17 protein-coding genes are annotated in these 20,881 nt (G+C 71.1%); 16 read left to right on the top strand and 1 reads right to left on the bottom strand.

The window, feature by feature from the left end:
- The first annotated feature begins 107 nt into the window (after positions 1-107).
- The 5 genes from ACWD4J_RS10595 (at position 108) to ACWD4J_RS10575 (ending at position 6,584) form a co-directional block, all read left to right on the top strand.
- The gene (locus tag ACWD4J_RS10595) at positions 108-629 is read left to right on the top strand and encodes a sigma-70 family RNA polymerase sigma factor (RefSeq protein WP_451394986.1); all 522 of its coding nucleotides are present in this window, start codon (positions 108-110) and stop codon (positions 627-629) included.
- The gene (locus ACWD4J_RS10590) at positions 626-1,495 is read left to right on the top strand and encodes an anti-sigma factor family protein (RefSeq protein WP_451394942.1); all 870 of its coding nucleotides are present in this window, start codon (positions 626-628) and stop codon (positions 1,493-1,495) included. Before ACWD4J_RS10595 ends, ACWD4J_RS10590 begins: the two co-directional genes overlap by 4 nt.
- 149 nt (positions 1,496-1,644) lie before the next feature.
- Entirely contained in the window at positions 1,645-3,972 is a 2,328-nt protein-coding gene (locus ACWD4J_RS10585; protein ID WP_451394941.1) for a HelD family protein, read from the top strand.
- 535 nt (positions 3,973-4,507) lie between these two features.
- Positions 4,508-5,941 (top strand): malic enzyme-like NAD(P)-binding protein, encoded by a 1,434-nt coding sequence (locus ACWD4J_RS10580; RefSeq protein ID WP_451394940.1) that lies wholly within the window; start codon positions 4,508-4,510, stop codon positions 5,939-5,941.
- 361 nt (positions 5,942-6,302) lie between these two features.
- Positions 6,303-6,584 (top strand): HU family DNA-binding protein, encoded by a 282-nt coding sequence (locus ACWD4J_RS10575; protein WP_361452885.1) that lies wholly within the window; start codon positions 6,303-6,305, stop codon positions 6,582-6,584.
- 215 nt (positions 6,585-6,799) lie between these two features.
- Here ACWD4J_RS10575 and murA read toward each other — a convergent pair whose 3' ends face one another.
- The gene (murA, locus tag ACWD4J_RS10570; protein ID WP_451394939.1) at positions 6,800-8,143 is read right to left on the bottom strand and encodes a UDP-N-acetylglucosamine 1-carboxyvinyltransferase; all 1,344 of its coding nucleotides are present in this window, start codon (positions 8,141-8,143) and stop codon (positions 6,800-6,802) included.
- Between the two features lie 307 nt (positions 8,144-8,450).
- Between murA and ACWD4J_RS10565 the strand changes: the two genes are divergently transcribed.
- From ACWD4J_RS10565 to ACWD4J_RS10515, 11 genes are all read left to right on the top strand, one after another.
- Positions 8,451-9,023, top strand: coding sequence for a YqgE/AlgH family protein (locus ACWD4J_RS10565; RefSeq protein WP_451394938.1), 573 nt, complete (start codon positions 8,451-8,453; stop codon positions 9,021-9,023).
- A gap of 30 nt (positions 9,024-9,053) precedes the next feature.
- Positions 9,054-9,338, top strand: a complete 285-nt coding sequence (locus ACWD4J_RS10560) for a DUF3039 domain-containing protein (protein WP_451394937.1) — start codon at positions 9,054-9,056, stop codon at positions 9,336-9,338.
- Positions 9,339-9,627: 289 nt separating this feature from the next.
- Positions 9,628-10,938, top strand: coding sequence for an extracellular solute-binding protein (locus ACWD4J_RS10555; protein ID WP_451394936.1), 1,311 nt, complete (start codon positions 9,628-9,630; stop codon positions 10,936-10,938).
- Between the two features lie 16 nt (positions 10,939-10,954).
- Positions 10,955-11,917 (top strand): carbohydrate ABC transporter permease, encoded by a 963-nt coding sequence (locus tag ACWD4J_RS10550; RefSeq protein ID WP_451394935.1) that lies wholly within the window; start codon positions 10,955-10,957, stop codon positions 11,915-11,917.
- Positions 11,918-11,919: 2 nt separating this feature from the next.
- Positions 11,920-12,786 (top strand): carbohydrate ABC transporter permease, encoded by an 867-nt coding sequence (locus ACWD4J_RS10545; protein ID WP_451394934.1) that lies wholly within the window; start codon positions 11,920-11,922, stop codon positions 12,784-12,786.
- 44 nt (positions 12,787-12,830) lie between these two features.
- Positions 12,831-14,468: a beta-N-acetylhexosaminidase gene (locus ACWD4J_RS10540; protein ID WP_451394933.1), complete on the top strand. Its 1,638-nt coding sequence runs from the start codon at positions 12,831-12,833 to the stop codon at positions 14,466-14,468.
- Positions 14,469-14,744: 276 nt separating this feature from the next.
- Positions 14,745-15,638, top strand: a complete 894-nt coding sequence (locus ACWD4J_RS10535; RefSeq protein ID WP_451394932.1) for an FAD binding domain-containing protein — start codon at positions 14,745-14,747, stop codon at positions 15,636-15,638.
- Positions 15,635-17,671, top strand: a complete 2,037-nt coding sequence (locus ACWD4J_RS10530; protein ID WP_451394931.1) for a 2Fe-2S iron-sulfur cluster-binding protein — start codon at positions 15,635-15,637, stop codon at positions 17,669-17,671. Before ACWD4J_RS10535 ends, ACWD4J_RS10530 begins: the two co-directional genes overlap by 4 nt.
- On the top strand, positions 17,668-19,995 hold the full coding sequence (locus ACWD4J_RS10525; RefSeq protein ID WP_451394930.1) for a xanthine dehydrogenase family protein molybdopterin-binding subunit: 2,328 nt from the start codon (positions 17,668-17,670) through the stop codon (positions 19,993-19,995). The genes ACWD4J_RS10530 and ACWD4J_RS10525 overlap by 4 nt, the downstream gene beginning before the upstream one ends.
- The gene (locus tag ACWD4J_RS10520) at positions 19,992-20,114 is read left to right on the top strand and encodes a hypothetical protein (protein WP_351287787.1); all 123 of its coding nucleotides are present in this window, start codon (positions 19,992-19,994) and stop codon (positions 20,112-20,114) included. Before ACWD4J_RS10525 ends, ACWD4J_RS10520 begins: the two co-directional genes overlap by 4 nt.
- A 229-nt stretch (positions 20,115-20,343) precedes the next feature.
- Positions 20,344-20,880: an SUKH-4 family immunity protein gene (locus tag ACWD4J_RS10515; RefSeq protein ID WP_451394929.1), complete on the top strand. Its 537-nt coding sequence runs from the start codon at positions 20,344-20,346 to the stop codon at positions 20,878-20,880.
- Position 20,881 lies beyond the last annotated feature (1 nt).

The raw sequence follows: 20,881 nt of genomic DNA, 5'->3' as shown, positions 1-20,881 counted from the left end.
TGGGAGGCCCCGGCTGGGCAGCCCCAGTCGATTCGGGGACACCGGAGGTAGGCGTGCGCAAGGATTCCGCCGTGGCCGATGAACGTCCGCCCAGGGCACGACATCGCATGTCCCGGCCCGCGGAACCCGACGAGGAGCTCATGCGCGCCCTCTACCGGGAGCACGCCGGTCCGCTGCTCGCATTCGTGCTCAGACTGGTCGCGGGGGACCGGCAGCGAGCCGAGGACGTCGTGCAGGAGACGCTCATCCGCGCCTGGAAGAACGCTGGTCAGCTGGGCCGTGCGACCGGCTCGGTACGCCCCTGGCTGGTGACGGTCGCCCGGCGCATCGTCATCGACAATCACCGCAGCCGGCAGGCCCGGCCGCAGGAGGTCGACCCGTCGCCGCTGGAGGTCATCCCCGCGGAGGACGAGATCGACAAGGCGCTGTGGCTGATGACACTCTCGGACGCGCTCGAGGATCTGACCCCGGCTCACCGAGAGGTACTGGTCGAGACGTACTTCAAAGGGCGTACGGTCAATGAGGCGGCCGCGACGCTCGGCATACCCAGCGGCACGGTGCGCTCGCGGGTGTTCTACGCGCTGCGCTCGATGAAGCTGGCGCTGGAGGAGCGGGGGGTGACGGCATGAGCGCCTACGACGCGTACGGGTCCGGGTTCGGATCGCCTGGGTCTCCTGGGCCGTTCGGCCCTCCCGGGTCTCCCGCGTCCGGGCGGTCCCCGGGGCCCGAAGGGCCCGATGACGTGCACGAGACGGTCGGCGCCTACGCCCTCGGCATCCTGGACGATGCCGAGGCGACCGCGTTCGAGGCGCATCTGGCCGGCTGCGACTGGTGCGCGCAGCAGCTGGAGGAGCTCGCCGGGATGGAGCCGATGCTCGCGGCGCTCGCCGATCTTCCCGGCGCCCAGGGGGACCCCGTCAGGCAGCAGCTGGGCGCACAGCTGGCGGCCAAGCCCACCCCGAAGCTCGCCGAACGCCTCATCGACGAGGTCGCGGCCCGGCGCGCCGTGAAGCGCAGGCGCGCCCTGTACCTGGTGGCAGCCGCGGCCGCGCTGATCATCGGCGGACCGCTGACGGTCATGGCGGTGGACGGCGACGGCGCGAACACGCTGGCCGATCCGCATCCCACCAGCCCGGCCGAGGACGCCTTCTTCCACCACATGGACGAGAAGGTGCAGGCCACGGACGCGTCGACCAAGGTCACCGCCACCATCGGCATGGAGCCGAAGGCCTGGGGCACGCACACCGTGCTCGAGCTGAAGAACGTCAAGGGCCCGGAGAAGTGCTCCCTCATAGCCGTCGGCAAGAACGGCGAGCGCGAGACGGTGACCACGTGGTCGGTCCCGAAGTGGGGATACGGCATTCCGGGCAGCACCCACGAGTCCGCCGAACACCCGCTGTACGTGCACGGGGGCGCCGCGTTCGCCCGCAACGACATCGACCACTTCGAGGTCGAGACGTTCGACGGCAAGCGGCTGGTGGAGGTGGACGTGTAGGGCGTCGGGCGGCCGGCGGAGGCGTCCGTGCGGGACGTCAGGCGGTCTGTGTAGCACGTTTGTGCAGGAATGTGCGCACGCAGCTGCACATCAGGGCCGCCTTTCGCGTACGGTGGACGGCTGCCCAGCACGTCAGAAGGGGGCCATCGGTGGCCGCGCAGGAAGCCGTCGATTCGGCGCTTAAGACCGCTGTCGATTCCGTACGCGACCGCGAGATCAACGTCGAACAGGAACATCTGGACCTCGTGTACCGGCGCCTCGAGGAGAAGATCCACGAGGCCGAGTTCCTGATGAACGACGCCGCCAAGCGCGGTCACGTCGGCACGCCCGGCGCGCTCGCAGAGCGGGACGCGCAGGTCTACCGTGCCGGAATCCACCTCAACCGGCTCAACAACGAGTTCGAGGACTTCCTCTTCGGCCGTATCGACCTGCTGCAGGGCAAGGACGGCAAGAAGGGGCCCGACGGCGCGTACACGGCGGTGGAACCGGCCGAGGGCGCCGTGCGGCCCGACAACACGGCCGACATCGCCGAGACCCTGCACATCGGCCGCATCGGCGTGCTCGACGCCGACTACGCGCCGCTGGTCATCGACTGGCGCGCCCCGGCCGCCGCGCCCTTCTACCGCTCCACGCCCGTCGATCCCGGCCGGGTGGTGCGCCGCCGCGTCATCCGCTCCAAGGGCCGCAAGGTCCTCGGCGTCGAGGACGACCTGATGCGGCCCCAGCTCACGGCCCGCCTGGACGGCCGCGAGCTGCCGGTGGTCGGCGACGGCGCGCTGATGGCCGCGCTCGGCCAGGCCCGCACCCACACGATGCGGGACATCGTGGCCTCCATCCAGGCCGAGCAGGACCTGGTGATCCGGGCGCCCGCCGCCTCCGTGACGTATGTCGAGGGCGGCCCGGGCACCGGCAAGACGGCGGTCGCCCTGCACCGCGCCGCGTATCTGCTCTACCAGGACCGGCGCCGGTACGCGGGCGGCATCCTGATCGTCTCGCCGACGCCGCTGCTCGTGGCGTACACGGAGGGCGTCCTGCCGTCCCTCGGCGAGGAGGGCCAGGTGGCGATCCGCGCGGTGGGCTCCCTGGTCGACGGTGCCGAGGCCACGGTCTACGACTCCCCGGCGGTGGCCCGTGTGAAGGGCTCGTCGCGGATGCTGCGGGTGCTGCGGAAGGCGGCGCGCGGGGCGCTGGAGCACGGGCCGGCGGGCGGTTCCGCGGCCCCCGCAGGGCCGCCCACCCGGCTGCGGGTCGTCGCCTTCGGGCGCCGGCTCGAACTGGAGGGCGAGCAGCTCGGCCGTATCCGCCGTACGGCCCTCGGCGGCACCGCCCCCGTCAACCTGCTCCGTCCCCGTGCGCGCAAGCTGCTGCTCGACGCCCTGTGGGAGCAGTCGGGCGCCGGATCCCGCCACTCCGACCCGGAGCTCGCCGCCGAGCTGCGCTCCTCCTTCGACGAGGACATCACCTCCGAGGACGAGTTCATCGCGTTCCTCGACGCCTGGTGGCCCGAGCTCACCCCGCGCCGTGTCCTCACGGCGATGCGCGACGAGAGGCTGCTGGGCCGGTGGGCGCGCCGTGAACTGAACCCGGGGGAGGTGCGCAGGGTCGCCCGCTCGCTGCGGCGCGACGGGCTCTCCGTCCACGACGTCGCCATGCTCGACGAGCTCCAGGCGATCCTCGGCGTCCCCGCGAGGCCCCGCAAGAAGCGCGAGCTCGACCCGCTCGACCAGCTCACGGGCCTGGAGGAGCTCATGCCGGTCCGCGAGGAGTCGGCGCGTGAGCGCGCGGAGCGGCTGGCGGAGGAACGCACCGAGTACGCGCACGTCATCGTCGACGAGGCGCAGGACCTGACCCCCATGCAGTGGCGCATGATCGGCCGCCGCGGCCGGCACGCCACCTGGACGATCGTCGGCGACCCCGCCCAGTCCTCCTGGTCCGACCCGGACGAGGCCGCCGAGGCCCGTGACGAGGCCCTCGGCACCCGGCCCCGGCGCCGCTTCACCCTCACCGTGAACTACCGCAACCCGTCCGAGATCGCCGATGTGGCGTCCCGCGTCCTGGCCCTCGCCATGCCGGGCTCCACGGCGCCGTCCGCGGTCCGCTCGACGGGCGTACAGCCCCGCTTCGCCGCCCTGCGCGGCGACGGGATGGCGGAGACCGTCCAGGCCGAGGCCCGCCGCCTGCTGGAGCAGGTCGACGGCACCGTGGGCGTCGTCGTCGCGATGCACCGCCGCGAGGAGGCCGCCCGCTGGCTCGCCGGGCTCGGCGAGCGCGTGGTGGCGCTCGGCAGCCTGGAGGCGAAGGGCCTGGAGTACGACGCGACGGTGGTCGTCTCACCTGCGGAGATCGCCGACGAGTCGCCCGCCGGACTGCGCGTCCTGTACGTCGCGCTGACCCGTGCGACGCAGCAGCTGACGGTCGTCTCGGCGGAGCGGGACGAGCCGGACGCATCCGGAGTCCCGGACCTGCTCCGGGACTGATCCGGACCTGCTCCGGGACTGATCAGGACCGGCTTGCCGCACTGATCAGGACCGGCTTCCGGCACTGATCAGGACCTGTTGGGTGCCCGATGGGCGGGACGGGAATTGCCTCTGGGCGATCGTTTGTTACCTTGGACGTGACACCGGCTCGATCCAAGCCCCCGGGCCCAACCTTCGTCGCTTAGAGCGACCACTTGCCGCGAGGCGAGCATGGCGGGTCGGTGTCACTGAACGTTCGAGAGGTCCGCGCCACCTGTGGCGCGGACCTCTCGTCCTTGCGCCCGTGGAGTGTTCGTGCCGACGGAATCCCTGCGTCCATGGACTGGTCTTCGCGTTCCCGGGCACCCCGCTGCGGTGCGGCGCCCGCCCGCTCTCGTATGGTCGAAGCGGCCTTCCGTGAGAACAAAACGTTCGCAATCCGAGGCGGCTACCGCGTACTCGGCGGTAGGTGACACCATCGGATGATGCTGTTCGTGGACTCGCGGGCGGCTCACGCGACACACGCGAAACAAAGGGAAAGCAGAGGAAGTCGGCCATGGCAACGGCGCCCAGCGTCTCCTACTCGATGACGGTCCGGCTGGAGGTGCCCGCGAGCGGAACCGCGGTGTCCCAGCTCACCACGGCCGTGGAGTCCTCCGGAGGCTCGGTGACCGGCCTCGACGTCACCGCTTCGGGGCACGAGAAGCTCCGTATCGACGTCACCATCGCCGCCACCTCGACCGCGCACGCCGACGAGATCGTCGGCAAGCTGCGCGCCATCGAGGGCGTCACCATGGGCAAGGTCTCCGACCGTACGTTCCTGATGCACCTCGGCGGCAAGATCGAGATGGCGTCCAAACACCCCATCCGCAACCGCGACGACCTCTCCATGGTCTACACGCCCGGCGTGGCCCGCGTGTGCATGGCGATCGCGGAGAACCCCGAGGACGCCCGCCGCCTCACGATCAAGCGCAACTCCGTTGCGGTGGTGACGGACGGCTCCGCCGTGCTGGGCCTCGGCAACATCGGCCCCAAGGCCGCACTGCCCGTCATGGAGGGCAAGGCGGCCCTCTTCAAGCGCTTCGCCGGCATCGACGCCTGGCCGATCTGCCTCGACACCCAGGACTCCGACGCCATCGTCGAGATCGTCAAGGCCATCGCCCCCGGCTTCGCCGGCATCAACCTCGAGGACATCTCCGCTCCCCGCTGCTTCGAGATCGAGGCACGGCTGCGCGAGGCCCTCGACATCCCCGTCTTCCACGACGACCAGCACGGCACCGCGATCGTCGTGCTCGCCGCGCTGACCAACGCACTTCGCGTGGTGGGCAAGGCGATCGAGGACGTGCGCGTGGTCATGTCCGGCGCCGGAGCGGCCGGTACGGCCATCCTCAAGCTGCTCATCGCCGCGGGCGTCAAGCACGCCGTCGTCGCCGACATCCACGGCGTCGTGCACGCCGGCCGTGCGGACCTCGTCGACGCGGCCCCGGACTCGCCGCTGCGCTGGATCGCGGACAACACCAACCCCGAGGGCGTCACCGGCACGCTGAAGGAAGCGGTGCGCGACGCCGACGTGTTCATCGGTGTCTCGGCGCCGAACGTGCTCGACGGCGACGACGTGGCCGCCATGGCCGACAACGCCATCGTGTTCGCGCTCGCGAACCCGGACCCGGAGGTCGAGCCCGCAATCGCCCGCCAGACGGCGGCTGTTGTGGCCACCGGCCGCTCGGACTTCCCGAACCAGATCAACAACGTGCTGGTGTTCCCCGGCGTCTTCCGCGGCCTGCTCGACGCCCAGTCGCGCACGGTCAACACGGAGATGATGCTGGCGGCCGCCACCGCCCTCGCGAACGTCGTGACCGAGGACGAGCTCAACCCGAACTACATCATCCCGAGCGTCTTCAACGACAAGGTCGCGGGCGCGGTCGCCGGAGCGGTGCGGGACGCCGCGAAGGCCGCCGGGGTTGCTGTGACGGGTAACACCACCTCCTGAACGACAGGGGGCCGGGCGTTGTCAGCCCGGGGTATTAGAGTCGGCGCGTCGTGGAACGCGGGGCGTGAAGCCTCCCTCTAGGGTGGCGGGCAGCCAGCCTGAGCCCTGCATTCCGCTGTCGGGAGTGGACGGAGCGTCATCAATTCGAGGCAGTGGCGCTTTTCGTGTGACTCCCAGGGGTGCCGGATTGGCTTTCCCGCCGCAGGTGGGGGCAGGATGCGTCTCTGGGCGCGAGGGTCTGGCTACGGACCCGGGTCCGGGGACCGACCGAGGACCCTGGCAGCATCGGCTTCGCCGCATCCGATATGCGGCTCCGCCGCGTGGCACGCCTCAACGGCAAGAAGAACACGGGAGTACAAAAATGAACCGCAGTGAGCTGGTGGCCGCGCTGGCCGACCGCGCCGAGGTGACCCGCAAGGACGCCGACGCGGTGCTGGCCGCGTTCGCCGAGACGGTCGGCGAGATCGTTGCCAAGGGCGACGAGAAGGTCACCATCCCCGGCTTCCTCACCTTCGAGCGCACCCACCGTGCCGCTCGCACCGCCCGCAACCCGCAGACCGGCGAGCCGATCAACATCCCGGCCGGCTACAGCGTGAAGGTCTCTGCGGGCTCCAAGCTCAAGGAAGCCGCCAAGGGCCAGTAAGCCCAGGCGAAAGGGCGGCCACCCCCTCAGGGGTGGCCGCCCTTTCGCATGTGCGACTTCGTGGTGGGTGGTGCGGGCCTTCTTGGGGGGCTGCCGCCGTCGCGGGGTGCCGCTGTGCCCACCCGTGCCGCCCCAGCGGCACGATTGCCCACAGCGGCGGCGGCGAGGGGCACGCTTGCCCACAGCGGCGCGGCGCGGGGTGCCCCGGGCTTACGTCAGAGCGTGGTGCCCGGGAGCTCCACCTTTGCGCCCAGCTCGACGAGCTTCTCCATGAAGTTCTCGTAGCCGCGGTTGATCAGGCCGATGCCGTGGACCCGGGACGTGCCCTGGGCCGCCAGGGCGGCGATCAGGTACGAGAAGCCGCCGCGCAGGTCGGGGATGACCAGGTCGGCGCCCTGCAGCTTCGTGGGGCCCGAAACGACCGCGGAGTGCAGGAAGTTGCGCTGGCCGAAGCGGCAGTCGGAGCCGCCCAGGCACTCCCGGTAGAGCTGGATGTGCGCGCCCATCTGGTTCAGCGCGGACGTGAAGCCCAGCCGGGACTCGTAGACCGTCTCGTGGATGATCGACAGGCCGGTGGCCTGCGTGAGCGCGACGACCAGCGGCTGCTGCCAGTCGGTCTGGAAGCCGGGGTGCACGTCCGTCTCCAGCGCGATGGCGTTGAGCGTGCCGCCCGGGTGCCAGAAGCGGATGCCCTCGTCGTCGATCTCGAAGGCGCCGCCCACCTTCCGGTAGGTGTTCAGGAACGTCATCATCGAGCGCTGCTGGGCGCCGCGGACGTAGATGTTGCCCTCGGTCGCGAGCGCGGCGGACGCCCAGGAGGCGGCCTCCAGGCGGTCCGGCAGGGCGCGGTGCGTGTAGCCCCCGAGCTTGTCGACGCCGGTGATGCGAATCGTCCGGTCGGTGTCCATCGCGATGATCGCGCCCATTTTCTGCAGAACGCAGATCAGGTCCTCGATCTCCGGCTCGACGGCCGCGTTGGACAGCTCGGTGACGCCCTCGGCGAGGACGGCGGTGAGCAGCACCTGCTCGGTCGCGCCGACGGACGGGTACGGCAGCCGGATCTTCGTGCCGCGCAGCCGCTGCGGCGCCTCCAGATACTGGCCGTCCGCACGCTTCTCGATCCGCGCGCCGAACTGCCGCAGCACCTCGAAGTGGAAGTCGATCGGCCGGCCGCCGATGTCGCAGCCGCCCAGGCCGGGGATGAACGCGTGTCCGAGGCGGTGCAGCAGCGGACCGCAGAACAGGATCGGGATGCGCGAGGAGCCCGCGTGCGCGTCGATGTCCGCGACGTTCGCGCTCTCGACGTGCGACGGGTCCATCACCAGTTCGCCCGGCTCCTCGCCGGGCCGGACGGTCACGCCGTGCAGCTGCAGCAGACCCCGTACGACACGGACGTCGCGGATGTCGGGGACATTGCGCAGCCGGCTCGGAGCGCTGCCGAGCAGCGCGGCGACCATGGCCTTCGGCACGAGGTTCTTCGCGCCGCGGACACGGATCTCGCCCTCCAGCGGGGTTCCGCCGTGAACAAGCAGTACGTCGTCTGTGCCAGTGACCGTCATGAATCTCGCGTTCCGAGTAAAGGGGCAGGGCCGAGCAGCAAGCGTAATGGCCGCCTACCCCCCTTCCGTAAGCCCAAGGGGGCACAGTCACGTCATGAGTTCGCCACAACACGAAACGTGCCCGGCCGGGGACTCCGGGTCACCGGTCCGCCCGGGTCCGCCCGCCCTCCCTGCGGTCCGCCGGGCCGTCCGCCGTCACCCCCGCACAGGGGCCCCAACCAGGCCACACGTCTCCCTCATGACCATATTCACTCGGGTAAGGGCATTGGGTGTCCCCACCAGGGGAAGATGCGGGATCATGTCTGGCATGACCGAGGTGTCCTCGCTCACAGGGCGGCTGCTCGTGGCCACCCCCGCCCTGGCGGACCCGAACTTCGACCGCGCGGTGGTGCTCCTTCTCGACCACGACGAGGAGGGCTCGCTCGGCGTCGTCCTCAACCGGCCGACCCCGGTGGACGTCGGCGACATCCTCGAGGGCTGGGGCGACCTCGCCGGGGAGCCGGGCGTCGTGTTCCAGGGCGGCCCGGTCTCGCTCGACTCGGCGCTCGGTATCGCGGTGATCCCCGGCGGCGCGACGGGTGAGCGTGCACCGCTGGGCTGGCGGAGGGTGCACGGCGCGATCGGACTGGTCGATCTGGAGGCACCGCCGGAGCTGCTCGCGTCCGTCCTCGGCTCGCTCCGTATCTTCGCGGGATACGCCGGCTGGGGGCCTGGTCAGCTGGAGGCCGAACTGACCGACGGCGCCTGGTACGTCGTCGAGTCCGAACCCGGTGACGTGTCGTCCCCGACGCCGGAGCGGCTCTGGCGCGAGGTGCTGCGACGCCAGCGCAACGAGCTCGCCATGGTCGCCACCTATCCGGACGACCCGTCGCTCAACTGATCCCGGCGCGCTTCAGTACCCTTGGCGGTTATGAGCACTCTTGAGCCCGAGCGCGGAACAGGTACGGGGACCCTCGTAGAGCCGACGCCACAGACGTCGCACGGTGACGGCGACCACGAGCGCTTCGCGCATTACGTCCAGAAGGACAAGATCATGGCGAGCGCCCTCGACGGCACGCCCGTCGTCGCGCTCTGCGGCAAGGTGTGGGTGCCGGGACGCGACCCGAAGAAGTACCCCGTATGCCCCATGTGCAAGGAGATCTACGAGTCCATGGGTGCCGGCGGCGGTGACAAGGGCAAGGGCGGCGACAAGTAGGGGCTCCCGCCTGCGGCCGCTGCGGCGGCTCACCGTGGCCCGCGGTGGCCCGCGGCTGACGGCGGCCCGCGTGACAAGGCCGTGCCCGGTCTCATGACGAGGCCCCGGAAGTGCGCTCTCTGCGCGCCTTCGGGGCCTTTGTGCTGCCAGGGCGTTGCATGGAGTGCTTCCGCGGGTCACAGAGTGGTTGAGACCACTTGTGGTCGTGTTCATTCAACTTCTAGCCTCCATGTGTTGTGCAGAGCGAAACCGCTATTGCATATGCTGCAACGCCTTCGGAGGGTGTCCGATGAAGCTCCCTGCCTCTGCCCGAATGACCGCCTCCGTGGCGGCACTTGTCCTCGCCGGGTTCACCGCCACCGCCTGCGCCCCGGGGACCTCCGACAGCAGCTCGACCAAGGACGAGAAGAGCGGCACGCTGCGCGTCTGGCTCTTCCAGGAAGTCAACAACGCGCCGAAGCAGAAGGTCGTCGACGCCGCCGTCGCAGCCTTCGAGAAGACGCATCAGGGCACGAAGGTCACCGTCGAGTACATCCCCGTCGACACCCGCGCGGAGAAGATGAAGGCGGCCTTCAACGACCCGAAGAGCGCCCCCGATGTCGTCGAGTACGGCAACACGGACACCGCCGGTTATGTGCACGACGGCGGACTCGCCGATGTCACCGACGACTTCGGCGCCTGGGCCGAGGCGAAGGACACCGACCCGACCGCCAAGGAGTCCGTGACGGTCGACGGCAAGGTCTACGGAGCGCCGTTCTTCGTCGGCGTCCGGGCCCTGTACTACCGGACCGACATCTTCAAGGAGCTGAAGCTCGAACCACCGAAGACGCAGGCAGAGTTGGCCGCGACCGCCAAGAAGATCCACAAGGCGAAGCCGGACCTGTACGGGATGGCGGTGGGCGGCACGTCCACGTATGCCGCGATGCCGTTCGTCTGGGCGGGCGGCGGCGAGCTGGCCGTGGAGAAGGGCGGCACGTACCGGTCCGCCATCGACAGCGCCGCGTCCCAGAAGGGCATCAAGGCCTACACCTCGCTCTTCGGCGACGACAACTGTCCCGCCGCCAAGTGCGCGGCCATGACCGGAAACGACGTCGTGACCGCCTTCGCGTCCGGCAAGGCGGCCATGGCCATCGGCGGCGACTTCAACCACGAGGCCGTCGAGGCCGGCAAGGTCAAGGGCAAGTACGCCGTCGTGCCGCTGCCCGGCGTCAGGGCGGGCGAGATCGCGCCGGCCTTCGCCGGCGGCAACAATCTCGGCGTACTGAAGAGCACGTCGCACCGCACGCTCGCGGTCGAGCTGATGGAGCAGCTGGCGAGCAAGGACACCCAGGAGAAGCTCTTCGACGCGATGGGCTTCCTGCCGACGTACACCGATGTGCGGGAGACCGTCGCGCAGAAGGAACCGTTCGTCGCACCCTTCATCAAGACGCTCGGCGCGGGCACCAAGTTCGTCCCCGCCTCGCCCGCCTGGGCACAGATCGACGCGTCCCTGGTGCTGCCGAACATGTTCCAGGAAGTCATCAGCGGCCGTAAGGACGTGGCGGCGGCCTCGCGCGACGCGGCGAAGAAGATGGACGACGCGTTCTCGTCCGTGCGCTGAGCCGAGAGTCGAACCGATGACGCAGAACGCCACTGCCGAGCCGGCCGCCGCGGTCCCCGTGACCCCGGCGGCCGCCCCGGCCGCACCCTCACGGTCCGCGCGCCGCGGCGGCCGCTGGACCCCCTGGCTCTATCTCGCCCCCGCCCTCGTGGTCCTCGCGGGCCTGTTGGTCTACCCCGTCTACCAACTCGGCCTGATCTCCTTCCTGGAGTACACGCAGGCGCAGGTCAGCGGCGGTGAGCCGACGACCTTCCAGGGCTTCGGCAACTACGCGACGCTGTTCGCGGACGACCAGTTCTGGCAGGTGCTGCTCGCCACGGTGCTGTTCGCCGCCGCCTGCGTCGTCTCGACGCTGGCCGTCGGCTGCGCCCTCGCCGTGCTGCTCACACGCGTACGGGCCGTGCCGCGGCTCGCCCTGATGCTGGCCGCGCTCGGCGCCTGGGCAACCCCCGCGATCACCGGTTCGACGGTGTGGATGTTCCTCTTCGACCCCGACTTCGGGCCCGTGAACAAGGTGTTCGGGCTCGGCGACCACTCATGGACGTACGGCCGTTACAGCGCCTTCGCGCTCGTCCTGCTCGAAGTGGTGTGGTGCTCCTTCCCGTTCGTGATGATGACCGTCTATGCCGGCATCAAGGCCGTACCCGGCGAGGTCCTCGAGGCCGCCGCGCTCGACGGCGCCTCGCAGTGGCGTATCTGGCGCTCGGTGCTCGCGCCGATGCTGCGGCCGATCCTCACGGTCGTCACCATCCAGTCGGTCATCTGGGACTTCAAGGTGTTCACGCAGATCTACGTGATGACGGGTGGCGGCGGAATCGCCGGCCAGAACCTGGTCCTCAACGTGTACGCGTACCAGAAGGCGTTCGCGTCCTCGGAGTACAGCCTGGGTTCGGCGATCGGCGTCGTGATGCTGCTGATCCTGCTCGCGATCACGCTGGTCTATCTGCGGCTGCTGCGCAGGCAGGGGGAGGAGCTGTGAGCATGACGGGTTTCGTACGGGGTGCGGTCCTTGTACGGGGAGCGGTGCGGCGGCCCTGGCGGCTGGCCGCCGAGGCGTCGGCGCTGCTCATCGCGGTGGTCGTGGCGTTTCCGCTGTACTGGATGGTGCTCAGCGCCTTCAAACCGGCCGGTGAGATCGAGTCGGCCCACCCCAGGCCGTGGACGCTGTCCCCCTCGCTCGATTCCTTCCGGCGCGTCTTCGAACAGCAGGAATTCGGCCGCTACTTCCTCAACAGCGTGGTCGTCGCGGTGACCGTGGTCGTCGTTTCCGCGCTGATCGCCTTTCTCGCGGCGACGGCGGTCACGCGATTCCGCTTCCGTTTCCGCACGACGCTGCTGATCATGTTTCTGGTCGCGCAGATGGTGCCCGTCGAGGCCCTGACGATCCCGCTGTTCTTCCTGATGCGGGACTTCGGGCAGCTCAACACGCTGGGCTCGCTGATCCTGCCGCACATAGCCTTCTCGCTGCCGTTCGCGATCTGGATGCTGCGCGGTTTTGTGAAGGCCGTTCCGGAAGCGCTCGAGGAAGCCGCGTTCATCGACGGAGCGAGCCGCACCCGATTCCTCTGGCAGATCCTTTTCCCGCTGGTGTTCCCCGGGCTCGTCGCGACCAGTGTCTTCTCGTTCATCTCGACCTGGAACGACTTCCTGTTCGCCAAGTCCTTCATCATCAGCGACACATCGCAGTCGACTCTGCCGATGGCCCTGCTCGTGTTCTTCAAGCCCGACGAGAACGACTGGGGCGGGATCATGGCGGCGTCCACGGTGATGACCATTCCGGTACTGGTCTTCTTCGTACTCGTACAACGGCGCCTGGTGTCCGGACTGGGTGGAGCGGTGAAGGACTGATGACTTCCACAGGAGCATCCGCAATGGATTCAGGAGCATCCGCAATGGAACTGATTCCCGCGCCCCGGCACGTGTCCGGCCACGGCGACGGCTTCTTCGCACTCGGCCCCGAAACCCGGTTGGCCGCGGGCGAGGGGACGCAAGGCACCGAGCGGTGGCTGCGCTCCACGCTCGGGGCGGCCACCGGGCTCCCGCTCGCGCCGGGCTCGGGCGACGACGCCGTCAGGCTGTCTCTCGACCCTGCGGTCACCGGCGAACTCGGCGACGAGGGCTACCGCCTGACGGTCACGCCCGAGGCCGTGGAGCTGGTGGGCGGCGGACCCGCCGGGCTCTTCTGGGGCGCCCAGACGCTCAGGCAGCTGCTCGGACCCGACGCGTACCGCCGCGCCCCGCTCCCCGGGCGGGAGTGGCGGCTGCCGGTGACCCGTATCGAGGACGCCCCGCGCTTCGCCTGGCGCGGTCTCATGCTCGACGTCTCACGGCATTTCATGCCCAAGGACGGCGTCCTGCGCTATCTCGACCTGCTCGCCGCGCACAAGCTGAACGTCTTCCACTTCCACCTCACCGACGACCAGGGCTGGCGCATCGAGATCAAGCGCCACCCGAAGCTGACGGAGACCGGATCGTGGCGCGCACGGACGAAGGTCGGCCACCGCGCCTCACCGCTGTGGGAGGACAAGCCGCACGGCGGCTACTACACGCAGGACGACATCCGCGAGATCGTCGCCTACGCCGCCGAGCGGCATATCACCGTCGTCCCCGAAATCGATATTCCGGGACACTCGCAGGCCGCCATCGCCGCATACCCCGAACTCGGCAACACCGACGTCATCGACACCGCCTCTCTCTCCGTCTGGGACACCTGGGGCATCTCCGCCAACGTACTCGCCCCCACTGACAGCACCCTCCGGTTCTACGAGGGGGTCTTCGAGGAGGTCCTGGAGCTCTTCCCGTCCACGTTCGTCCACGTCGGCGGCGACGAGTGCCTCAAGGACCAGTGGAAGCGGTCGCCGGCCGCGCAGGCCCGCATCAAGGAGCTGGGGCTCGCCGACGAGGACGAGCTGCAGTCCTGGTTCATCCGGCACTTCGACACCTGGCTCGCCGCCCGCGGGAGGCGCCTCATCGGGTGGGACGAGATCCTCGAGGGCGGCCTGGCGCCGGGCGCAGCCGTGTCGTCGTGGCGCGGCTACCAGGGCGGCATCACGGCCGCCCGCGCGGGCCACGACGTCGTCATGTGCCCCGAGCAGCAGGTCTACCTCGACCACCGCCAGGACGGCGGCGACGACGAACCGATGCCCATCGGGTACGTACGCACCCTGGAGGACGTCTACCGCTTCGACCCCGTACCGTCGCAGCTCGGACCCGAGGAGGCGCGGCGCGTCCTCGGCGCCCAGGCCAACGTCTGGACCGAGGTGATGGAGGACCACGCGCGCGTGGACTATCAGACCTTCCCGCGCCTGGCCGCCTTCGCCGAGACCGTCTGGTCCCGGCTGCCAGCCCCGGCCGCCCGCGACTTCACGGACTTCGAGCGGCGGATGGCGGCCCACTACCCGCGGCTTGACGCCCTGGGCGTCGGCTACCGCCCGCCCACCGGTCCTCTCCCGTGGCAGCGGCGCCCGGCCCCCGCCGGGATGGCGGGTCATTTCGGACGCCCGATCGAGGGGCCGCCCCCGAACGTGTGAGGAGACCCCCGCGGCGCGACCGGCGGCGGCAGCAGCTGGGAGCGTGGGTCCATGACGGAAAATCCGCACAAGAGGCGCCAAAGAGTGGTAATTCGAACCGACGGGCAAAGTCGTGTGATATCCGGACCATCCTCTTGGCAGAGGAGGAATGACTCCTAGCGGACCCCCGCGTCGGGCCTGCGGAAAGATGTGCCAGAGTTGCCACGTCCGGCCTGTGAGCACGTACCGTACGGCAACACGGGTGGACCAGGTGGACAGCGGGAAGGGGCAGCCGGTTTGACCACGCATGCACCGCAGGCGGCGCAGTCCGTGACGCTGCCGGGCTCGCTGGACGAGGCCGTGGCGGCCCTGACCGCCATGCCCGCCGCGGTGCCCGTGGCGGGCGGCACCGACCTCATGGCCGCCGTCAACTCCGGTCTGCTGCGCCCCGCGGCGCTCGTCGGACTCGGCCGTATCAGCGAGATCCGCGGCTGGCAGTACCAGGACGGACACGCGCTGCTCGGCGCGGGCCTCACCCACGCGCGCATGGGCCGCCCCGACTTCGCGGCCCTCATCCCCGCACTCGCCGCCGCCGCGCGCGCCGCGGGCCCGCCCCAGATCCGCAACGCCGGCACGCTCGGCGGCAACATCGTCACCGCCGCCCCCACCGGCGACGCGCTGCCCGTCCTGGCCGCACTGGAGGCCACGCTGATCATCGCGGGCCCGGACGGCGCCCGCCGCGAGATGCCCGTCTCGCACCTGCTCGCCGGCATGGAGATGCTGCGCGCGGGCGAACTCATCGGGTACGTGCGCGTGCCGCTGCTGCACGCCCCGCAGGTCTTCCTGAAGGCGACCGGACGCACCGGACCGGGGCGGGCGACCGCGTCCGTGGCTCTGGTGCTCGACCCGGCCAGGCGCGGCGTGCGGTGCGCCGTGGGCGCCGTCGCGCCGATGCCGCTGCGGCCCCTCGAGGCCGAGCAGTGGGTCGCCTCGCTGATCGACTGGGACGGTGAGCGGTCGCTGGTTCCCGAGGCGTTGACCGCGTTCGGCGAGTACGTCGCCGCGGCCTGCATCCCGGACCTGGCCCCGGCCGAGGACGGCACCCCGCAGCAGCTGCCGCCCGCCGTACTGCACCTGCGGCGCACCGTCGCCGTGCTGGCCCGACGAGCACTGGGGAGGGCGCTGTCGTGACCGACCACCACGACGACCACGCAAACGGCGGCCCGACAGGCGTGCCGGGTGCCTGGGAGCCGCTTCCCCAGGGCGAGTACGACTCGGACGCCACAGCGTTCGTGAAGCTCCCCGAAGGGGGCTTCGACGGCTACACCGGCGACCCGCTCGCGGCGCCCGGACACGGCTTCGTGCCGCCGCCCATAACGGTCGCTCCGGCGGGGGGCGGGGCGACCGATCCGGCGGCCACGGGCGCGTGGGTGATTCCGGGCGTGCACGGTGGCACCGGGCACGTGCAGACGGACGCCGCCGGGCACGCGCATGTACAGACGGTGCAGTGGCCGGACCCGGAAGGGACGCCGAGCGCGGGGACGGGTGCCGCCGCGCCTGCGGACCACGTGCCGGGGGCCCCGCAGGACCCGTACGGCAGCCAGGAGTTGTACGGCGGGCAGGACGTGTACGGCGGTCAGGGGGCGTACGGCGGACAGGACCCGCACGCCCCCCACGAGCCGTTCTCGTACGACCCAGGCATGACCGGGCAGTGGTCCTTCGCAGAGGCGGAAGAGCCCCACACGGGGTCGTCCGACGTGACTGGACAGTGGTCGATCCCCGTCGCCGAGGGCGATCTTCCTGACGAGTCGGGCGAGTTCAGCGCCTCGGCGCTCGCATCCCAGTGGGGCGGCACGCCTCCGGCGACGCTGCCGGGCGGTGCGCCCGCGCCATGGGCGACGGAGACCGACGCGGGGCAGTCGTGGAGCGGCTCCTCGGAGGCCGGGCACCACACGCAGGCGGGCCTGCACCCGGGCCACGCCGCAGAGGTCGAACAGGGCTTCAGCGGCGCGGATTTCGGTGGTAGCGGTGCCGGTCACCATCCGGAGCCTGGGACGCCTGCCGCGGAGGCAGAGCCCGCCGGCGACGAGTCGCCCGTGGTCTTCCCGGCAGCGGCTCCCCAGACATCGGCTCCCCTGACATCGGCCGACTTCTCCTCTCCGGAACCCTCCGGCTCCGAGGCGGCCCTCCCGGACCACGCTCATGCTGCCGAGCAGACGGTGTCGGCCGCGCAGGCGGTGCGGGCCGATGACGCGGCTTCGGCCGATGACGCGGCTGCTGCGGGAGCGCAGGTGCCCGGCGACTCGGTGGACTCCGGGGGCCCGGTGGAATCCGGCGACTCGCCGGAGCCCGCGGAAGCATCACCCGACCACCAGCCCGAGCCCGCCGCCGACGCCACGGACACGGGGACGGACACGGGGACGGACACGGACTCCGCCGAAGACGCCCCGCAGTCCGGTCCCGCCGACGGCGACGGGGCCGCCCCGGCCCTTCACGACGAGCACCCCCTCGCCTCCTACGTCCTGCGCGTGAACGGGATGGACCGCCCCGTCACCGACGCCTGGATCGGCGAGTCGCTGCTGTACGTGCTGCGCGAGCGGCTCGGTCTGGCGGGCGCCAAGGACGGCTGCGCACAGGGTGAGTGCGGTGCCTGCAACATCCAGGTGGACGGCCGGCTCGTCGCCTCCTGCCTGGTCCCGGCGGTCACCGCCGCCGGAAGCGAGGTGCGCACCGTCGAGGGCCTGGCCGCCGACGGGCAGTCCTCCGACGTCCAGCGGGCACTGGCCCGCTGCGGCGCGGTGCAGTGTGGTTTCTGCGTACCGGGCATGGCGATGACCGTCCACGACCTGCTCGAAGGAAACCCCGCACCGTCCGAGCGCGAGACCCGCCAGGCGCTCTGCGGCAATCTGTGCCGCTGCTCCGGCTACCGGGGTGTCCTGGACGCCGTACGCGAGGTCGTCGCCGAGCGAGAGGCGTCCGCCAGGGCCGCGGAGGCGGAGGCAGAAGCGGAGGCGGAGGCGGAGGCCGAAGCCCAGGCAGAGGCAGACGCGGAAGCCGCGGCCGGCGCCGCGGAGGTGCGCATCCCGCACCAGGCGGGCCCGGGCGCCGGCGGCGTCAACCCGTCGGCACACGAGGCGCAGGTCCGGTACGACGACCAGGCGCAGGGCCCGTACGACGAGCAGGCACAAGGGCCGTACGACGACCAGGACGGAAGCACGGCATGAGTAACGACGCCGCAGCCGCGACCGCCACCACCCCTGCCGGCACGAGCGTGAAGCCCGCCGCGAACCCCGAGGCGCGGCAGCACGGCATCGGCGCCTCGCTCGCCTCCGCGCACGGCCGCGCCAAGACGGAGGGCACCTTCCCGTTCGCGGCCGACCTGTGGGCCGAGGGCCTGCTCTGGGCCGGCATCCTGCGCTCCCCGCACCCGTACGCCCGTATCGTCTCGATCGACACCACCCACGCGCGCGAGATGCCCGGTGTCCGCGCGGTCGTCACGCACGAGGACGTGCCGGGCGCCGCGGTGCACGGCCGCGGCAGCACGGACCGCCCCGTCTTCGCCTCCGAGGTCGTACGCCACCACGGCGAGCCCATCGCCGCCGTCGCCGCCGACCATCCGGACACGGCCCGGATGGCCGCGGCCGCCGTCATCGTCGAGTACGAAGTACTCGACCCGGTGATCGACCCGGAGAAGGCCTTCGAGGCCGAACCCCTGCACCCCGACGGCAATCTGATCCGCCATATCCCGCTGCGCCACGGCGACCCGGAGGCGACGGGCGAGATCGTCGTCGACGGCCTGTACCGCATCGGCCGCCAGGACCCCGCGCCGATCGGCGCGGAGGCCGGGCTCGCGGTGCCCCGCCCGGACGGCGGCGTCGAGCTGTACGTGGCCTCCACCGACCCGCATGCCGACCGCGACACGGCGGCCGCGGTCTACGGCATCGAACCGGAGCGCGTGAAGGTCGTCGTCACCGGCGTGCCCGGCGCGACCGCCGACCGCGAGGACCCGGGCTTCCAACTGCCGCTCGGTCTGCTGGCGCTCAAGACCGGCTGCCCGGTGAAGCTCACCGCCACGCGCGAGGAGTCCTTCCTCGGGCACGCGCACCGCCACCCCACCCTGCTGCGCTACCGCCACCACGCGGACGCCGAGGGCCGCCTCGTCAAGGTCGAGGCGCAGATCCTGCTCGACGCGGGCGCGTACGCGGACACCTCGTCGCAGGCGCTCGCCGCCGCCGTCTCCTTCGCCTGCGGGCCGTACGTCGTCCCGAACGCGTTCATCGAGGGCTGGGCGGTCCGTACGAACAACCCGCCGTCCGGCCATGTGCGCGGCGAGGGCGCCATGCAGGTGTGCGCCGCGTACGAGGCGCAGATGGACAAGCTCGCCAAGAAGCTCGGCATCGACCCGGCGGAGCTGCGGCAGCGCAACGTCATGTCGACCGGCGACGTCCTGCCGACCGGCCAGACGGTCACCTGCCCGGCCCCGGTCTCCGAACTCCTCACCGCCGTACGGGACTTCCCGCTGCCCCCGCTGCCCAAGGACTCCCCGGAGGACGAGTGGGTCCTGCCGGGCGGCCCGGAGGGCGCGAGCGAACCGGGGGCCGTGCGCCGCGGCGTGGGCTACGGCCTGGGCATGGTGCACATGCTGGGCGCCGAGGGCGCCGACGAGGTCTCCACGGCCACCGTGCGGGTCCAGGACGGCGTCGCCACGGTCCTGTGCGCCGCCGTCGAGACCGGCCAGGGCTTCTCGACGCTCGCCCGGCAGATCGTCCAGGAGACGCTCGGCATCGACGAGGTGCACGTCGCGTCCGTCGACACCGATCAGCCGCCTGCCGGGCCCGGCTGCCGCGGGCGCCACACCTGGGTGTCGGGCGGTGCGGTGGAGCGGGCGGCCAAGATGGTCCGTACGCAGCTTCTGCAGCCCCTCGCGCACAAGTTCGGGATGTCGACGGAGCTGCTCCAGATCACCGACGGCAAGATCACCTCGTACGACGGGGTGCTGTCCACGACCGTCACGGAGGCGATGGACGGCAAGGAGCTGTGGGCCACGGCCCAGTGCCGCCCGCATCCGACGGAGCCGCTCGACGACTCCGGCCAGGGCGACGCGTTCGTCGGTCTCGCGTTCTGCGCGATCCGCGCGGTGGTGGACGTGGACATCGAACTGGGCTCGGTGCGCGTGGTCGAACTGGCCGTCGCGCAGGACGTGGGCCGCGTCCTCAACCCCGCCCAGCTGAAGGCCCGTATCGAGGCGGGCGTCACGCAGGGCGTCGGCGCGGCGCTCACGGAGAACCTGCGCACCCCGCGCGGCCTGGTCCGCCACCCCGACCTGACGGGCTATGCGCTGCCCACCGCGCTCGACGCCCCGGACATCCGCATCGTGAAGCTGGTGGAGGAGCGCGACGTGGTGGCGCCCTTCGGTGCCAAGTCGGTCAGCGCGGTGCCTGTGGTCACCTCGCCGGCGGCCATCGCCTCGGCCGTACGGGCCGCGACCGGACGCCCCGTGAACCGGCTGCCGATCCGGCCGCAGGCCGCGGTGGTGACGGACCGATGACCGCACCGGAGCCTCCTCGGTACGAACCGCCGCCCAGCGTCGGGAAGTTGCTGGTGTGGATCCTGGTGTTCGTACTGGCGGCGATCGCCGTCGTGCTCGGTGGCGTGTACCTCACGTGATGCGGGGACCTCTTCCGCCGTCTGGTGCAGTCGACCCTGGCGGGAGGGGAGGAGGCGCGGGTGGGGTGACGGCGCCTGGGCGGGGCGTTGTCAGTGGTGGGTCGTAGGGTTCTTGAGCAGGGGGGAACGGCCGTGGGGCGGCCGTGGCCGGATGCCGTCTGCACGGGAGCATGGGGGAGTCATGAGCAAGACCGTTACGACCGCTAGGACGACCGCTATCACGTCCGCTATGACGACTGCTGTCACGACCGATGGGAGTGCTGCGACCGACGTGATCGCCGAGCTCGAAGGACAGCTGCGTCAGGGCTCGGACCTCGCGCTCGACCTGCCGCAGCGGCTCCTGGAGGAGGAGTTCGGGCACGGCGCGGTGATGCGCTTCGAGGACGTCGACTTTCCGCGGGCCCTCACCCACGAGCCGACCCGCCGCTTCCTGAAGGACGTCGGACTGCCCGAGGACGGCTTCGTGTTCCAGCTGGACACGGACGTGCCGCTGCCGACGCTCGCCGAGTACTACGCGGACGACCGTCTCGGCGCCGACACAGATGCCGTCCTCCCGGAGCGGGCGTCGCAGCTGATCCGCCTCGGGCGCCTCGTCGAGGGCACGGACCTCGTCGTCGACGGACCCACCGGCACGATCCTCGGCTGGAGCGCCCAGGACGGCACTCCCCGCCCGCTGGACGCCGACATATCCACGCTCGTCTGGACCCTGTGGCTGATGCACCGGGGTGACGGTGACGAGTCCGGGAGCCGCTTCGATCTCTCGTGAG

The organism is Streptomyces sp. NPDC002577 (genome assembly GCF_053594815.1).
This window is presented reverse-complemented; position numbering and strand designations above follow the sequence as displayed.

What these genes read in the sequence shown, in the direction of transcription:
- ACWD4J_RS10595 (WP_451394986.1), top strand. Translation starts at nt 108, where the DNA reads ATGTCCCGGCCCGCGGAACCCGACGAGGAGCTCATGCGCGCCCTCTAC.
- ACWD4J_RS10590 (WP_451394942.1), top strand. Translation starts at nt 626, where the DNA reads ATGAGCGCCTACGACGCGTACGGGTCCGGGTTCGGATCGCCTGGGTCT.
- ACWD4J_RS10580 (WP_451394940.1), top strand. Translation starts at nt 4,508, where the DNA reads ATGGCAACGGCGCCCAGCGTCTCCTACTCGATGACGGTCCGGCTGGAG.
- ACWD4J_RS10575 (WP_361452885.1), top strand. Translation starts at nt 6,303, where the DNA reads ATGAACCGCAGTGAGCTGGTGGCCGCGCTGGCCGACCGCGCCGAGGTG.
- murA (WP_451394939.1), bottom strand. Translation starts at nt 8,143, where the DNA reads ATGACGGTCACTGGCACAGACGACGTACTGCTTGTTCACGGCGGAACC.
- ACWD4J_RS10565 (WP_451394938.1), top strand. Translation starts at nt 8,451, where the DNA reads ATGACCGAGGTGTCCTCGCTCACAGGGCGGCTGCTCGTGGCCACCCCC.
- ACWD4J_RS10560 (WP_451394937.1), top strand. Translation starts at nt 9,054, where the DNA reads ATGAGCACTCTTGAGCCCGAGCGCGGAACAGGTACGGGGACCCTCGTA.
- ACWD4J_RS10555 (WP_451394936.1), top strand. Translation starts at nt 9,628, where the DNA reads ATGAAGCTCCCTGCCTCTGCCCGAATGACCGCCTCCGTGGCGGCACTT.
- ACWD4J_RS10550 (WP_451394935.1), top strand. Translation starts at nt 10,955, where the DNA reads ATGACGCAGAACGCCACTGCCGAGCCGGCCGCCGCGGTCCCCGTGACC.
- ACWD4J_RS10545 (WP_451394934.1), top strand. Translation starts at nt 11,920, where the DNA reads ATGACGGGTTTCGTACGGGGTGCGGTCCTTGTACGGGGAGCGGTGCGG.
- ACWD4J_RS10540 (WP_451394933.1), top strand. Translation starts at nt 12,831, where the DNA reads ATGGAACTGATTCCCGCGCCCCGGCACGTGTCCGGCCACGGCGACGGC.
- ACWD4J_RS10525 (WP_451394930.1), top strand. Translation starts at nt 17,668, where the DNA reads ATGAGTAACGACGCCGCAGCCGCGACCGCCACCACCCCTGCCGGCACG.
- ACWD4J_RS10520 (WP_351287787.1), top strand. Translation starts at nt 19,992, where the DNA reads ATGACCGCACCGGAGCCTCCTCGGTACGAACCGCCGCCCAGCGTCGGG.
- ACWD4J_RS10515 (WP_451394929.1), top strand. Translation starts at nt 20,344, where the DNA reads ATGACGACTGCTGTCACGACCGATGGGAGTGCTGCGACCGACGTGATC.